The following is a 15,783-nucleotide window of genomic DNA, read 5'->3' on the forward strand; positions in this document are numbered from 1 at the left end:
GCGCAGGACCGACCGCCGTGACGGGAAATGTCGGCGCAGCGTCTAGAAACTCACCGCGTCGCGGATCAACGGACAGGTCATGCAGTGGCCACCACCGCGGCCACGCCCCAGCTCGGCCCCGACGATGCTGATCACTTCGATGCCCTGCTTGCGCAGGTCGGTGTTGGTCTGGGTGCTGCGGTCGTAGGCCACCACCACGCCCGGCGCCATCGCCACCAGGTTGTTGCCGCTGTCCCACTGCGAACGCTCCGCCGCATAGCGGTCGCCGCCGGATTCGACGATGCGCAGCTGCTTGAAGCCCAGCGCTTCGGCCACCACGTCGTTGAAGTGCTTCTTCTCGAACACGATCTCGAAGCCGGGCGCCTTGTCGCTGGGATGCAGCGATACGGTGTGGATCTGGTCGACGATGCCCGGGAACACGGTCACCACGTCGCGGTCGGCGAAGGTGAACACCGTATCCAGGTGCATGGCCGAGCGCAGCTTGGGCATCACCGCCACGATGACCCGCTTGGCCGCGCCGTTTTTGAACAGCGACTGGGCCAGCTGGGTGATGGCGGTGCGCGAGGTGCGCTCGCTCATGCCGATCAGCACGATGCCATTGCCCGGAATCAGCACATCGCCGCCCTCCAGCGTGGCATTGCCGTGGTCCACGGTGGGGTCACCGAACCAGATCGGGAACTTGGCCTTGGTGAAATCCGGATGGAACTTGTAGATCGCGGTGGTCAGGATGGTTTCTTCATGCCGCGCCGGCCAGTACAGCGGATTGAGGGTCACGCCCTGGTAGATCCAGCAGGTGGTGTCGCGGGTGTACAGCGTGTTGGGCAGCGGCGGCAGCAGGTAGCCGACGATGTCCGGCTGGGCGCGCGCGGCCTGCAGCGTGGGGCCGGCGAAGTCGTCCGGCAGGTCGAACACGCTCAGGCCGCCGATCAGGGTTTCGGCCAGCTGCCGCGCCGACAGCGATTGCAGGTAGGCGCGCACTTCAGTCATGAATTCCACGCCCACTTCGTTGGCGTTGATCTGGTGGTCCAGGATCCAGTTGCGGGCCTCGTCCAGCTCCAGCGTCTCGGTCAGCAGATCGTGCATCTCCACCACGTCCACGCCACGGGCGCGCATCTTGGACATGAAATCGAAATGATCGCGCTTGGCGTTGTCTACCCAGATCACGTCATCGAACAGCAGGTCGTCCTTGTTGCGGGGCGTGAGCCGGCTGTGCGCCATGCCAGGCGCACAGACCATCACCTTCTTGAGGACGCCAACTTCGGAATGAACGCCATAGACAGTTGCACTGGACATTGCGGGCCTCTCCATTTCGCGAAAACAAACAGGGAAAGCGAAGCCTCCGCCTGTCATTGCGGCGGCCACGGGATGTGCTCTCGTTGCGTGCAGAACTAGTCCCGAAAAGGTAAAACCCACGTGAGCGTCGGAATCTGGATAGTGAGCAAAAAGCCCCGTAAATGCTGAATGTGTTGCACTGGTTGGCGCCGCGATTTCTTTCACATCGCCGTTACCGGTCGCGTAGTTAATCGCTGCTCCATGGAGCACATTCCAGGGCCAGGACGGCTGGCCACTTCGCAGTCCCGCGCATTCATTTGATGGAGACACACGATGAAACTTTCCCAGGCAGGCGCCGCGACGGCGCTGTTGGCATCGGCCCTGTTCATGACCGCCTGCGCCACCCACACCACGCCCAGCACGTTCAACCGCTCCGAGGTCGGGCGTGCCCAGGACGTGCAGATGGGAACGGTCCAGTCCATCCGGGCGGTGCAGATCCAGAATGACTCACGTGGCGTGGCCACCATCGTCGGCGCCGGCATCGGCGGCGTGGCTGGCAGCTCCATCGGTGGTGGCAGCCGTGCCAACACCATTGGCGCCATTGCAGGTGCGGCAGCAGGCGGGGCCGCCGGCAACGCGCTTGCCCGCAGTGCACGCAACGGCGTGGAGATCACCGTGCAGCTGGAGAACGGCCGAACCGTCGCCGTGGTCCAGGATGGCAACCCCAACGACTACCGCGTGGGCGACCGCGTGCGGGTCTCCAGCGACGGCGCCACTACCCGCGTCACCCGCTGACACGAAGGAACCGTCATGCGCCACCTGCTGATGACACTGCTCGCCGTGGCCACCCTCAGCGGGTGTGCCACTACGCCCACGATGACCACCCAGGAACGCTTCAATCTCTACGTGCAACATGCTGGGCCGCCAGTAGCGTCCTTCCAGCTGGCCCGCTTCGTCCGCCAGACGCAGTGGACGCCGCTGGGTGACCGGGCGCTCGCGGTGTGGACCAGCCCCAGCCGCGGGCACCTGCTGGAGCTGCGGGGCCGCTGCACCGGGCTGTCCATCGCCCACACGGTGCAGATCACCAATTCGTTCGGCACCGTCAACGCCCGCTGGGACAGCGTGATCCCGCGGACCGCGAGCGTGGCAATGCCGCAGTCCTGCCGCATCATCCGGATCCGCCCGCTGGATGGCAACGCGATCCGCGATGCGCGCCGCGAGATGCGCAACACGATCTACGGTGACCGCCCGGCCGACCTGGTGGAAGACACCGGTCCGGACGTGTCCGATCGGTTCGACGACTGAGGACGGAGTGCCATGCCGATGGAGCGCCTGCGCGGCCTGTTCCGCCGCAACGTATCGCGCAGTCTGTTCGATGCGCGATGGATCATGGCGCCGTTCTATTTCGGGCTGGTGGTGGCGCTGTTGCTGCTGCTGTTCGTGTTCCTGCGCCAACTGGCCAATTACGTGCTGAACATCGCCAATATTGGTCCAGCTGACGCGGTATTGCTGGCGCTGTCGCTGATCGACATGTCGCTGGTGGCCAACCTGCTGCTGATCGTCACCCTGGCCGGCTACGAGAACTTCGTGACCCGGATCGATTCCGGCCAGGAACGCCGGCCGGCATGGATGGGCACGGTCGACTTCGGCGCAATGAAGACCAAGCTGATGGGATCGATCATCGCGATCTCGGCCATCGCCCTGCTGCGGATCTTCATGAAGCTGGAGGAAGGCCTGGTGGTCGAGCCGGAGGTGCTGCGCTGGATGTCGGTCATCCACGGCATGCTGCTGCTGTCGGCCCTCATCCTCGCGATCATCGAACGCCTGTCCCAACAGACCCGCATGCCGCACCCACCCCGCGAGCCCTGAGCGCTGCTCAGCCGCCGGCGGCACTGCGCCGCTGTTCGATCTGCTGGCGACGGCGCGGGTCCAGCAGGAACTGCAGCCGACGGATGTCGCCCGCGCTCCAGCCCGGCGTGCCCAGTACCGCCTGCCAGCCGGCAATGTAGTGCGAGGGCGCGAAGACGTGCCCGTAGCCCATTGGCGTACGGTCGGCCAGCAGCATGTCCAGCGCCAGCTGCAGCATGCTCACCAGCGGGTACCAGCGCACTGCCGGTGACACGTCCGGTGCGCGTGGTTCGGCCATCCAGTCCGGTTGCCGCCACGCGTCATACGGGGTGAAGAAGGTAATCGGGTCGCTGGCGTACTGCAGGTACACCACCCGCATCCGCCCCCAGGGTGCTTCCGCCGGGACCGGGCTGCCGCCCTGGTTCATGAAGCGCACCGCGCGGCTGTCACGGAACACCGGCAGCCATTCGGGCGAACCAGGGTTGCGCTGGTTGGTGGTCTGCCGCCAGGTGCGGGTGGCGAAGGGCGGGCCGCTCCACAACGCGCCGTCGATCGGCGTGTCGATCATGTCGAACAGGTTCACCGAGCGCTCGGAATTCATCGCGCCCAGGCTCAATCCGTGCACGAACAGCCGCGGCCGGGTTTCCACCGGCAAGGTACGCCAGTACGCGTAGATCTCGGCGAACAGCAGCCTCGACGTCTCCTCGCCGTACTCCGGCTCGACCATCAGTGACAGCGGGCTGGAAAGATAGGAGTACTGCACCGCCACGCTGGCCACGTTTCCATGCAGCAGGTATTCCAGGCTGTCCGCCGCCGCCGGGTCGACCCAGCCGGTGCCGGTGGGGGTGATCACCACCAGGTTGGCGCGCTCGAAACTGCCCTGGCGCTGCAGCTCGCGCAGGGCCAGCCGCGCACGTGCACGGGCATCGGCGGCCGCCGGCAACCCGGCATACACCCGGATCGGCTGCAGCGCGGGTTTTCCGGTGAACGCGGCGATGTCCGCCGCATCGGGGCCGGCAGTCACGTAATCGCGCCCTGCCCGGCCCATCTGTTCCCAGGCCACCAGCGAGCCCGGCCCACCCGTCGCACCCGGGCGTGTCGGCGCGATGGCATCGGGCGGAATCAACGCATCGGCCTTGCGGAACGAGGCGTCGGCCGCATGCAACGCACCGCGCAGCAGCACGCCATTGGCAATGTTGAAGAACAGCACCGCCGCCACCACGATGCCCAGCAGGCGCGCCACCGGGGCCGGCATCACCCGCCGCGACAACGCCCCCACCCGGCGCGCCACCCAGCCGAACGCGCGGCCCAGCACCAGCAGCACACCGAACACGGCCAGCGCGATTCCCAGCAGCCGCAGCGAGAAGCTTTCGTCCATCGGCGGCAGGCCCATCACCGCGCGCACCGAATCCTGCCAGGGGCGCACCCACCACACGGTGAGCGTACAGGCCAGCAGGCTCACCCACGGCAGCCAGCGCAGGACCTGCTGCAACCGTCCACGGCCCAGCTCGGGCAGCATCAGGCGCCGCCACACGGCCGCCAGCGCCACGCCGATGAGGTAGCCCACGCCGAAGCAGACACCCGACAACAGGCCCTGCGCCACGTAACCACGCGGCACCAGGCTGGGGGTGAGCGAGGCAATGAACAACAGCGCGCCCAGCACCTGCCCGGTACGGCACAGCGGGCCGCGATACGGCGCGGTCAGGCGCGCCAGCAGGGCGCGGGACGGGCTGGCCGGTGACCCGGTCACAGGCGCAGCCAGCCGCTGGCCAGGCCGACGATCGCCGCCACCGCCATCGCGCACAGCAGCAACAGCACCCCCATCTCCAGCGGCCGGAAAGCGATGCCGCGGTGGCGCTGCCAGGCCCAGAACAGCAGCGACCCGGGCACGTACAACAGGCTGGACAGCAGCAGGTAGCGGCTGCCGCCGGCCAGCAGCATCGACGCGGCGTAGACCGTGGCGATGCCGGCAATCCAGCGCATCCGTGCATGGGCAGGCGCATCGACGCCGCCCTGGGCGCCCAGCGACAGCTTCAGCTGGTAGGCGGCGACCAGCAGGTACGGCACCAGTGTCATCGCGCTGGTCATCTTCAGCGCCAGGGTAAAGGCGTAGTCGGCGAACCAGCTGACCAGCAGGAAGGTCTGGATCACGCCGTTGGTGAGCCACAGCGCGGCGTCCGGCACCCCTGCACGGTTCTCGCGGGCAAGCGCGCGCGGCATCGCATCGTTGAGCGCGGCCGAGTGCAGCACTTCGGCGGCCAGCAGCGACCAGGACAGGTAGTTGCCCAGCACCGAGATCAACAACCCGATGCTGATGAACAACGCACCCCAGCGCCCGGCGATGGCTTCCATCACCCCGGCCATGGACGGGGTACGCAGTGCGGCGAGGTCAGGGCGCAGCAGGATGCCATAGGACAGGATGGTGACCATCACCAGCAGGCAGAGCACGCCCAGGAAACCGGCCACGGTGGCAATGCCCACATCCTCGCGGCGGCGCGCATGGCGTGAGTACACGCTGGCGCCTTCGATGCCCACGAACACGAACACGGTCAGCAGCAGCGTGCCGCGGGTCTGCTGCCACAGCGTGCCGGCGCCCGGCGGCTCGCCGCCCCACAGGTTCAGCGCGAACACGTCCGCACGGAAGCCCAGCACCAGGAACACGATGAACACCGCCAGCGGCACCAGCTTGGCCACCGTGGCAATGGTGTTGATCAGCGCCGCTTCCTTGATGCCGCGCAGGATCAGGAAGTGGAAGCCCCACAGCAGCAGCGAGGCGGACAGGATCGCCACCACCGTGGTGCCGTCGCCGAACACCGGGAAGAACTGGCCCAGGGTGGCCTTGATCAGGATCAGGCAGGCCACGTCCGCCAGGCAGCAGCCCAGCCAGTAGCCCACCGCCGAAAGCAGGCCGGCGTAGTCGCCGAAGCCTGCTTTCGCATACGCATAGATGCCGGTGTCCAGCTCCGGCTTCAGCCGCGACAGCGACTGGAACACGAAGGCCAGCATCAGCATGCCGGTGCCGGCGATCGCCCAGGCCAGCAGCGCGCCGTTCACCCCGGTGTTGGCGGCAAAGGCGGCGGGCAACGCGAAAATGCCCGAACCGATCATCGAGCCGACCACCAGCGCGCTCAGCTCCAGCAGCGACAGCTTGCGGCTACCCACGGCGGGGCTCATCGCGGCATGGTCCTTAGATCTGGATGTAACCCGTTGCGATCCAGTACACGCCCACGATGGCAGCGATCACCGCCACGGCGAGAATAATGAAGTCCGATGCCTTGGTGAAGATCTTCTCACCCTGCTCGCGCCGCGCCCAGAAGTACAGCAGGCTGCCCGGTGCATACAGCACCGCCGAGAGCACGATGAACTTGATGCCGCCGGCGTACAGCAGGAACGCGGTGTAGATCGTGGCCAGGATCGCCAGGGTCAGGTCACGCCCGCGTTCGTTGGGGCGCTCGTTGTAGGTCTCTCCGCGCCGGGTGATCTTCAACCCGTACGCGGCCACCAGCAGGAACGGAATCAGCGACATCGCGCTGGTCAGGTTGAGCATCAGCGAGAACGCATCGCGCGACCAGTAGGTGGTGATCACGATCAGCTGGATGATGATGTTGGTCGCCCACAGTGCCGCCGACGGCACCCCATTGGCGTTCTCACGGGCGAAGATGGCCGGCATGTCCTTGGTGCGCGCCGCGGCCGACAGTACTTCGGCGCAGATCAGCGACCACGCCAGGTAGGCGCCCAGCACCGACACCATCAGCCCGACGCTGACGAACACCGCGCCCCAATGGCCCACCACCGCTTCCAGCACGGTGGCCATCGAGGGCTGGCGCATGCCGGCGATGTCGGCCCGCTCCAGCACCGCGAACGGCAGCAGGGTCACCAGCACCATCAACGTGGTGACCACCAGGAAGCCGGTGATGGTGGCCGCACCCACGTCCTTGCGCTCCTTGGCGTAGCGCGAGTACACGCTGGCGCCTTCGATGCCGAGGAACACGAACACCGTGACCAGCATGGTCGCGCGCACCTGTTCGAAGATGCCGCCTTCCAGCCCGCCGCCGTAGAAATTGAACTGGAACACGTCCATCTTCATGGCAAAAGCCATGATCACCAGGAACACCACGATGGGGATGACCTTGGCGATGGTGACGATCTTGTTGATCGCCGCGGCCTGCTGCACACCGCGCAGGATCATGAAGTGGAACAACCAGATGCCGGCCGAGGCCACCAGGATCGCAACAACGGTATTGCCATCGCCGAAGATCGGGAAGAACGCGCCCAGGGTGGATTTGATCAGCACCCAATACGACACGTTGCCGATGCAGCTGCCGATCCAGTAGCCGAATGCTGAAAGGAACCCGGGGTAGTCGCCGAAGCCCTCCTTCGCATAGGCGAACACACCGGCGTCCAGATCCGGCTTGCGCTCGGCCAGCAGCTGGAACACGCGGGCCAGGGTGTACATGCCCAGGCCGGCGATCAGCCAGGCCACCACCGCACCCAGTGGGCCGGTGGCACCGGCGAAGGTTCGCGGGAGGGAGAAAATACCTGCGCCGATCATGCCGCCGACCACCATGGCGGTAAGTTGCGTGCGCGTCATCTTCACGACGTTCGAGGACATGGCAGGCGTCCACTGGCAGGCTGGAGCATTCAGGATGGAGAGCAAATCGTCAATTCGACGTGAGTGCTTTGCCACTATCCGGAAACCGTCATCGGAGCGTGTTTTCAGCGGTATTCAGCGTTGTTTTGCCTGTCCGTCAACGAGCTCCACCACCTGCTGGCCGAACATCGCCACGTCCACCGGATCATGGCTGATCAGCAGCAGCGGAATGTCGGTGGCCTCCAGAACGCCCTGCAGTTCCTGGCGAAGGTGATCGCGCAACGCGTGGTCCAGTGCGGCAAACGGCTCGTCCAGCAGCAGCGCCTGCGGGCGTGTCACCAGCGCCCGTGCCAACGCCGTGCGCTGGCGCTGTCCGCCCGACAGCTGGGAGGGAACCATCTGCGCCAGGTGCTCGATGCGCAGTGCCGCCATCCAGCGTTCCACCTCGGGGTCGGCCTCACGTCGCCGGGGATTGAACCAGCCGCGACGCAGGCCGAACGCGATGTTCTGGCGTACGGTCAGGTGCGGGAACAGGGCGTAATCCTGGAACACGTAACCCAACCGGCGCTGCTGGGGTGGCAGGTGAATGCCCTGCGCGGCGTCGAACAGCGTCGCACCGCCCAGCCGGACATGGCCATCGTGCGGTCGCAGCAGGCCGGCGATGGCCTTCAGGGTCAGGCTCTTGCCCGCGCCGGAGGGGCCGAACAGCACCACCTGCCGCTGGCTGCACTGCAGCTGCACGTCCAGCGTGAACCGCTGGCCGGGTGCCTCCATCGTGCGGCGGATATCCACTTCAAGCCACATCGCGCATCTCCCGGCGGCGCCCGCCGACCAGCCGCGCCGCCGCCAGCAGGATGAGGATGCACACCACCGAGGTGAGGATCACCAGCCCGTTGGCGGTGTCGTCATGCCCCGCCTGCACGGCTTCGTAGATGGCGATGGACAGGGTCTGGGTGCGCCCGGGAATGCTGCCGGCCACCATCAAGGTGGCACCAAACTCACCCATCGACCGCGCGAATGCGAGCAGCAGCCCGGCCAGGATGCCGCGCCAGGCCAGCGGCAGGCTGACCCGCAGGAACAGTGCGAACTCGGAGACACCGAGCGTGCGCGCAGCCTGCTCCAGCTGCCCGTCCACGTCCTCGAACGCCGCGCGTGCCGGCTTGAACACCAGCGGCAGCGAGGCAACGGCAGCGGCGATGACCGCCGCCTGCCAGGTAAACACCAGGTTGATGCCGAAGCTGGACTGCAACCATGCGCCAAGTGGTCCGTTGCGCCCGATCACCACCAGCAGGTAATACCCCAGCACCGTCGGGGGCAGCACCATCGGCAGGGTCAGCAGCGTGTCCAGCAGCTCACGCCCGGGGAAACGGCGCCGCGCCAGCAGCGCGCCCAGCGCCACGCCAAGTACCAGGTTGATCGCCGTGGCCCAGCCGGCCACCTTCAGCGACAACCAGAGCGCGGACCAGTCCAGCGCCATCGATCAGGGCGCGCCGAAACCGTGGCGGCGCAGGATCGCCTGGCCCTGCGGTGAGACCACGAACGCCACGAAACGGCGCGCTTCCGCCGCGCGGGCGCTGTCCTTGATCACCGCCACCGGGTACTTGATCGGGGTCTTCAGCGGCACGTCGAAGGCACGCACCACGCGGCCGGGCGTGGCCTGGTAATCGCTGGCGTAGACAAAGCCGGCATCCACCTCGCCGCGTGCCACGTAATCCAGGGACTGGCGCACGTTCTGGGTGGTGATGGTCTTGGCGGTGATCGCCTCCCACAACCCCGCGTCCTGCAGCGCGGCGCGTGCATAGCGGCCCACCGGCACGCTGTCCGGATTGCCGATCGCCACCCGCTGCACGCCCTTCCCTGCCAGCGCGGCCAAGGATGCGGGGCCATCCCTGCGGCCCGGCGGCACCACCACCACCAGCCGGTTGGTGGCGAAGATCTGGCGCGAATCGTTTTCCAGAAGTCCGCCCTTCGCCGCCTGGGCCATCGTTTCGGTATCGGCAGTGGCCAGTACATCCACCGGCGCGCCGCGCGAAACCTGCTGCAGCAGCACGCCCGAAGCGGCGAAGTTCAGATCGACCTTCGTTCCTGGATGCGCCGCCTCGTACGCGCTGGTGATGTCACGGAAGCTTTCGGTCAGGCTGGATGCGGCCGACACGGTCAGTTCGGCGGAGGTGGCCGGCAACGCGGCCACCATCAGCAGCAGGAAAAGCAATCGTTTCATCGGTCAGCTCCCGGAGGGTTGCCCCGATGATAGCCACGGCGGGATGCCCGCCGCGCGAAGACCGTTACCCTGCCTGCAGGGCGAAGTCCAACCCGGCGCGCACGGCAGCCACCTGTGCGGCGTTGCACTCCGCTGGCGTGGTCCGCGGGCTGTCCGGGTACACCTCGGTGGTGGTGGCGAAGCGGGCACTGGTGAACCCCGCGCAGGCGCCGATCGAGCGCGATTCGCCCCACACTACGCCCGGCGACTGCAACGGCAGCCCGACCAGGTTGCCCTGCGCGTCGGCGGGGGCGATGTGGGTAATGGGGGCCACGGCGGCGATCAGGGCGCGCTGGAAGGCCGGTTCCGGATTTTCGCTGTTGCCGATCACATAGAAGCCGTCGGGAATCGTTTCCGGGTGCCACGGCTTGCCATCGCGCGAGGCCAGCGCCGGGTCGAACTCATGCGCGTCGCTGTCGGTGGTTTCGTGCAGGTCCAGGTGGACCAGCAGGTCGTCGTTGCGGGCGGCGACCCAGTGCATCAGCGAGGCCGTTTCAACAATGCGGCCACCGTCACGGAAGCTGCGGTTGGGATCGATCGCATCGCGGTTCCAGCGCTGGATGCGTTCGTAGCCCCAGGGGCACACGCAGGGGGCGACGATCAGGTTGATGCGGCCGGCGTACTCCTGCGCGTGGTCGCGCAGGAACTGCAGTGCACCGTGCACGCCGCTGGTTTCGTAACCGTGCACACCGCCGGTGACCAGTGCGGTGGGGAGCGCCGGGTTCCAGTTGCGGGTCTTGGCCAGCAGCAGCGGGTAGGTGTCGGTGATGGATTCAAGCTGGCCGTACTGGACGATTTCCAGTGCATCGGGCAGCGCATTCAAGGCGGCGACCACGTCGTCGGCGTAGTGGCGTTGCACGACCTGGCGCGCGCGCCATTCCGCGCGCTCGGTATCGCCCCAGGGTTGGCCGGGGGTACCGACGGGGTAGAAATGGGGGGTGGTCATGGGAAGCTCCTGAAGCAGATGCCCCCATTGTAAAGGGTTGCCGGTAGAGCCACGCCCTGCGTGGCTGAGCGGGGGCCGGAGAATTCCGGCCCCCTTTTCCTTCCAGCGTTCAAGCAGCCTGCACCTCTTCGTAGCCGTTGAAGCGCATGTCGCTGGATGCGCGGCCCTGGGTCAGCGAGCGCAGCGAGGTGGTGTAGCCGGACAACTGCGCCAGCGGCGCGTAGCCCACCACTTCCGCACGCCCACCCTGGTCCTCGATGGACGCGATGCGACCACTGCGGCGGTTGAGGTCGCCGACCACGTCACCGACATTCACCGACGGCACGTGGATGGCCACTTCCATCACCGGCTCCAGCAGGCGTGTTCCGACCTGCAGCAGCGCGGCCTTCACCGCTTCGGCACCGGCGCGATGGAACGCCATGTCGGACGAATCCTTGGCATGGGTCTGCCCATCGACCAGCGCCACCTCGATGCCAACCACCGGATGGCCACGCGGCCCTTCCGACAGCGCGCTCCGCACGCCCTTCTCCACCGCCGCCACGAAACCGCGCGGGATCACCCCGCCTACGGTGCGGTCGACGAAATGCACCTCGCCGTCCTCGCGGGGGCTGACATCCAGCACCACCCGGGCGTACTGGCCCTGGCCGCCGGTCTGCTTGACCACCTTGCCTTCGATGCCACGTACCGCCTGCTTCAGCGTTTCCTGGTAGGCCACCCGCGGCGCACCGGTGCGGACGTTGACGTTCCACTCGGTGCGCAGCCGTTCCACCATCACTTCCAGGTGCAGCTCGCCCATGCCCCAGACCAGGGTTTCGCCGCTGTCCGCTTCGGTTTCGACGCGGAACGACGGGTCTTCCTGGGCCAGGCTGGACAGGCCCTGCGCGATGCGGATCAGGTCGGCCGACTTTTCCGCAGTCAACCGCCACGCCAGCACCGCGTGCTGCGCCTGGATGGTGTCCAGCAACAGAGGGCGCGAAGGTGCACTGAGCGTTTCACCGCTCACCGCATCCTTCCAGCCCAGCACCGCCACGATGTCACCGGCAACGGCCTGCTTGATGTCGTGGGTCTGGTCGGCCTGCACCCGCACCAGCCGGCTGACCCGGCGTCCCTGCGCGTGCTGCGAACTGGCCAACGCATCGCCCACCTTCAGCGTGCCCGAATACACCCGTACGAAGCTCAACGCCCCATGGTGCTGGTGCGTGATCTTGAACAGCAGCGCCGCCAACGGCCCATTCGGATCCGGCGGCAGGCTGACCTCGCCCGCCTCCTCGGTGGCCACCACGGCCGGCCGGTCTTCCGGCGCGGGCAGGTAATCCACGATGGCATCGAGCAGGGTTTCAATGCCCTTGCTCTTGAACGCCGCACCCGCCAGCACCGGCACGCCGGCACCGGCCAGCGTGGCCCGGCGCAGCGCAGCGCGCAGCGCGGCGGGTTCCACCGCACTTCCGTCCAGCCAGGCTTCGGCCAGCAGTTCGTCGTGATCGGCCACCGCTTCCACCAGTTCCGCACGCCGCGGCTCCCACTCGCTGTGCTCAGAGGTGGTCCACGCGGTGCGGGTCGGCGTGCCGGCGTCGTCCCACTGCACGGTGCTGCGGTCGACCAGGTCAACCCATCCGTGGAAGGCGTTCTCGGCGCCCAACGGCCAGCCGAGCGCCCACGGTCGCGCCTGCAGCTTGTCCTGCAGCTGTGCCAGCACGCGCTCGAACGAGGCGCCGATGCGGTCCATCTTGTTGACGAACGCGATCAGCGGCACGCCATGGCGACGGGCCTGGTGCCACACGGTTTCCGATTGCGGTTGCACGCCATCCACGGCGGAGAACACCGCCACCGCACCGTCTAGCACGCGCAGCGAACGTTCGACTTCAATGGCGAAGTCGATATGCCCGGGCGTATCGATCAGGGTCAGGTGATGGGTGGGTTCGCCACGCGGCGCCCAATGCGCCTGCACGGCGGCCGCGCCGATGGTGATGCCGCGCTCGCGCTCGATCGCCGAGAAGTCGGTGGTGGCGGCGCCATCGTGGACTTCACCGACGCGATGGATCTCGCCGGTTTTCCACAGCAGGCGTTCGGTGAGCGTGGTCTTGCCGGCGTCGATGTGGGCAATGATGCCGAGGTTGCGCCGGAGGTTCTGGGTCTGGGTGTTCATAAGTGGGGTCTCGCTGCTGCCAACATCAGGGAGCCGCACGCCGCCGTTGGCTAACGGGCGTGCGGCCAGGTTTGGGGCTCGGCGATCTGGTGCATGGCACGTTCTCCTTGGTGCGTGGCGTTACGGAACACTGAAACGAAAAAAGCGCCCAATGGGCGCTCTGTCTGGGGTCCTGCGGTGATCGAATCCGATCAGCCGCCAGAGGAGCCGCGAGGCAGACGCGCCCGTCCCGCGAAAGCGCGGGTGCGAGTAAAAAACGTCAGGAGCGGCATCGAGTTCATGGCGGTGGTTGAGAGGATCTGCGGCGAATTCTAGACCTCTGGGTACCGGTTGCAAGCGGTTTTTGCTTCCACGGATAGAACACTGACGGCCATGTCGAGCGGATTATCACGCGGACGCGGACTTAACTCCTTCCCTCCCCGTTAGTATATGCGAATAGGTCGCAATTGCATTGCGTGTCGGAATCCTTAAAATAGCGGGTCAACGTCGCTCTGCGACGACCCTGACGCTGGCAGTACATGACCCCCTCCCCCGCTTCGTTCCGCCGGTTGCGCCCCAACCTGCTTGCCCTCGCCTGCTGCATCGCCAGCGCCGCCGCTCCTGTCGCCCTTGCACAGAACGCCACCGATCTGGATGCCGTCCAGGTCAACGCCTACCGCGCGGCCAACAGCACCAGTGGCGCCACGAAAACCACCACCAGCATTGCCGAAACGCCACAGTCCGTCGCCGTGATCGAACGCGCCGAACTCGATGCGCGCGGCGTGCAGTCGCTCAACGACGCCATGCGCTATGTAGCGGGCGTGAGCCTGGAAAGCAGCGGTATCGACAACCGCGTGGACGACTTCCGCATCCGTGGGTTCGATGCCGGCAGCTGGGCCAACAACGTAACCCTGGATGGCATGCGCGCGCCGCGGGGCAGCCAGTGGAACCGCAGCATGTTCGACAGCTGGAACCTGGATCGCGTGGAAGTGCTCAAGGGCCCGTCCGCCGTGATGTACGGCCAGGTCGCACCCGGCGGCATGGTCAACCAGGTCAGCAAGACCCCCACCCCGGACCAGCAGCGGCTGCTGCGCCTGGGCGTGGATGCCAACGGCCAGTACAACGCGGCCTTCGACATCGGCACCGGCAGCGACGACAACACGCACCTGCTGCGTCTGGTCGGCCTGTACCGGGATGGCGACACCCAGATCAAGCACACGGCGCAGGAGCACTGGTTCCTCGCGCCCAGCTACACCTGGCAGATCGCCGAACGCACCCGCCTCACCCTGCTCGGCATGTACCAGAAGGACGACGGCGGCTCCACCTACCAGTTCCTGCCAATGGCCGGCACGCTCAACGCCACGCCCCATGGCCACATGAAGAACAGCACCTTCATCGGCCAGCCCGACTGGAATACCTTCGACCGCACGCTGTGGACGGCCGGCTGGATGTTCGAACACCAGTTCAACGACCACCTTACCCTGACCCAGAACGCACGCCGCACCCATGTGGATTCGCTGTACCGCGGCGTGGTCACCTTCGGCGCGCTGAATGCCGATGGCCGCACCCAGAACCGGCGCGGCGTACAGGGCACCGGCGATTCCGACGGCGACACCTTCGATACCCGCCTGCAGGCCCGTTTCAGCACGGGCGCGGTGGACCACACCGTACTGCTCGGCTGGGATTGGCAACGGGCAGACTGGGAAGGCGTGCGCAGCGCGATGACCAACCCGCGCGCGATCGACATCTTCGATCCCGTCTACTACCCGTACCAGCCCACCGTCACCACCGAAACACCCACCGCCGGCATCAACCGGCAGAGCGGCGTGTACCTGCAGGACCAGCTGGCCGCAGGCCACTGGCGCCTGACCCTGGGCGGTCGGTATGACTGGACCAAGGACGACACGCTGAGCGCCACGCGCAACATCGCCACCGGCATCTCGCAACCGGGTGCGCACAACGTGATCAAGAACGAAGCGTTCACCGGTCGTGCCGGCGTGCTGTATGTGTTCGACAGCGGTCTGACCCCGTATGTCAGCTATGCCGAATCGTTCCAGCCCTCCAACAAGTCGCCATTGGACAGCTTCACCCAGACCGCGTTCGACCCGGTGACCGGCTCGCAATGGGAAGCCGGTCTGAAGTACCAGCCGGCCAGCGTCGATGGGCTGGTCACCCTGGCCGTGTACGACCTGCGCCAGCAGGACATGATCGTCGATGACCCCGTGGCCAGCCACCGCAACTGCGGCGCTACCGGCACGGCGGTCTGCTCGATCCAGGGCGACGAGGGCCGCGTGCGCGGCATCGAGCTGGAAGGGCGCATTACGCCGATCGAGGGCCTGAGCCTGATCGGTGCGGCCTCGCGGATGGACTCGGAAATGCTGACGTCGGCGGCCTACAAGGGCAAGCAGCTGGCCATGGTGCCCGACTACAGCGCTTCATTCTGGGCCGACTACACCTTCCAGGCCGGTGCGCTGCGTGGCGTGAGCCTGGCTGCTGGCGCGCGCTACAACGGCGTGAGCTACGGCGACAGCGCCAACATGTACCGCATTCCGTCCTACACCCTGTTTGACGCTGCGCTGCGCTATGACCTGGGCCAGCAGGGCAACACCCACGTGCAGCTCGCGCTCAACGCCAGCAACCTGGCGGACAAGCGGTATGTGTCTACCTGCACCGGCGTATCGTCCTGCTACTACGGCAGCGGGCGTACGGTGATGGCTACGGCGACGTTTGGCTGGTAACCC

The 15,783-nt window shown here is 66.8% G+C and carries 13 protein-coding genes; 4 read left to right on the top strand and 9 right to left on the bottom strand.

The features are described from left to right. Nucleotides 1-42: 42 nt before the first annotated feature. On the bottom strand, nt 43-1,293 hold the full coding sequence (gene arcA, locus QE395_RS09320) for an arginine deiminase (protein WP_306988714.1): 1,251 nt from the start codon (nt 1,291-1,293) through the stop codon (nt 43-45). Nucleotides 1,294-1,605: 312 nt separating this feature from the next. Here arcA and QE395_RS09325 point away from each other — a divergent pair, with 312 nt between their 5' ends. Genes QE395_RS09325 through QE395_RS09335 form a run of 3 tightly spaced genes read left to right on the top strand, consistent with a single transcriptional unit; the run spans nt 1,606 to nt 3,141 of the window. Beyond that, a complete protein-coding gene (locus QE395_RS09325; RefSeq protein WP_068851874.1) occupies nt 1,606-2,067 on the top strand; it encodes a glycine zipper 2TM domain-containing protein in 462 nt (153 codons plus the stop codon). A gap of 15 nt (nt 2,068-2,082) precedes the next feature. Beyond that, entirely contained in the window at nt 2,083-2,577 is a 495-nt protein-coding gene (locus QE395_RS09330; protein WP_093536647.1) for a DUF6491 family protein, read from the top strand. 12 nt (nt 2,578-2,589) lie between these two features. Then, nucleotides 2,590-3,141: a YqhA family protein gene (locus QE395_RS09335; RefSeq protein ID WP_218778520.1), complete on the top strand. Its 552-nt coding sequence runs from the start codon at nt 2,590-2,592 to the stop codon at nt 3,139-3,141. A gap of 7 nt (nt 3,142-3,148) precedes the next feature. Here QE395_RS09335 and QE395_RS09340 read toward each other — a convergent pair whose 3' ends face one another. The 8 genes from QE395_RS09340 to fusA all read right to left on the bottom strand — a co-directional run bounded on the left by QE395_RS09340 (nt 3,149) and on the right by fusA (nt 13,063). Then, complete coding sequence (locus QE395_RS09340) at nt 3,149-4,870, bottom strand: alpha/beta-hydrolase family protein (RefSeq protein WP_306988717.1); 1,722 nt, start codon at nt 4,868-4,870, stop codon at nt 3,149-3,151. Further along, nucleotides 4,867-6,294 carry a basic amino acid/polyamine antiporter gene (locus QE395_RS09345; RefSeq protein WP_306988719.1) on the bottom strand — a complete coding sequence of 476 codons (1,428 nt, stop codon included), beginning with the start codon at nt 6,292-6,294 and terminating at the stop codon, nt 4,867-4,869. Before QE395_RS09345 ends, QE395_RS09340 begins: the two co-directional genes overlap by 4 nt. 13 nt (nt 6,295-6,307) lie before the next feature. Further along, complete coding sequence (locus QE395_RS09350; protein WP_068851863.1) at nt 6,308-7,732, bottom strand: basic amino acid/polyamine antiporter; 1,425 nt, start codon at nt 7,730-7,732, stop codon at nt 6,308-6,310. 114 nt (nt 7,733-7,846) lie between these two features. After that, the gene (locus tag QE395_RS09355; protein ID WP_306988723.1) at nt 7,847-8,515 is read right to left on the bottom strand and encodes an ATP-binding cassette domain-containing protein; all 669 of its coding nucleotides are present in this window, start codon (nt 8,513-8,515) and stop codon (nt 7,847-7,849) included. Further along, complete coding sequence (gene modB, locus QE395_RS09360; protein ID WP_068851857.1) at nt 8,505-9,188, bottom strand: molybdate ABC transporter permease subunit; 684 nt, start codon at nt 9,186-9,188, stop codon at nt 8,505-8,507. The genes QE395_RS09355 and modB overlap by 11 nt, the downstream gene beginning before the upstream one ends. 3 nt (nt 9,189-9,191) lie before the next feature. After that, nucleotides 9,192-9,932: a molybdate ABC transporter substrate-binding protein gene (gene modA / locus QE395_RS09365; RefSeq protein WP_306988725.1), complete on the bottom strand. Its 741-nt coding sequence runs from the start codon at nt 9,930-9,932 to the stop codon at nt 9,192-9,194. A 64-nt stretch (nt 9,933-9,996) separates the two neighbouring features. Next, nucleotides 9,997-10,917: a M14 family metallocarboxypeptidase gene (locus tag QE395_RS09370; protein ID WP_306988728.1), complete on the bottom strand. Its 921-nt coding sequence runs from the start codon at nt 10,915-10,917 to the stop codon at nt 9,997-9,999. Between the two features lie 109 nt (nt 10,918-11,026). Beyond that, complete coding sequence (gene fusA / locus QE395_RS09375; RefSeq protein ID WP_306988730.1) at nt 11,027-13,063, bottom strand: elongation factor G; 2,037 nt, start codon at nt 13,061-13,063, stop codon at nt 11,027-11,029. Nucleotides 13,064-13,581: 518 nt separating this feature from the next. Between fusA and QE395_RS09380 the strand changes: the two genes are divergently transcribed. Then, nucleotides 13,582-15,780, top strand: a complete 2,199-nt coding sequence (locus QE395_RS09380; RefSeq protein WP_306988732.1) for a TonB-dependent siderophore receptor — start codon at nt 13,582-13,584, stop codon at nt 15,778-15,780. The last annotated feature ends 3 nt before the right edge of the window (nt 15,781-15,783 follow it).

The sequence above is a fragment of the Stenotrophomonas sp. SORGH_AS_0282 genome (assembly GCF_030818125.1).
Lineage (GTDB): Bacteria > Pseudomonadota > Gammaproteobacteria > Xanthomonadales > Xanthomonadaceae > Stenotrophomonas > Stenotrophomonas rhizophila_A.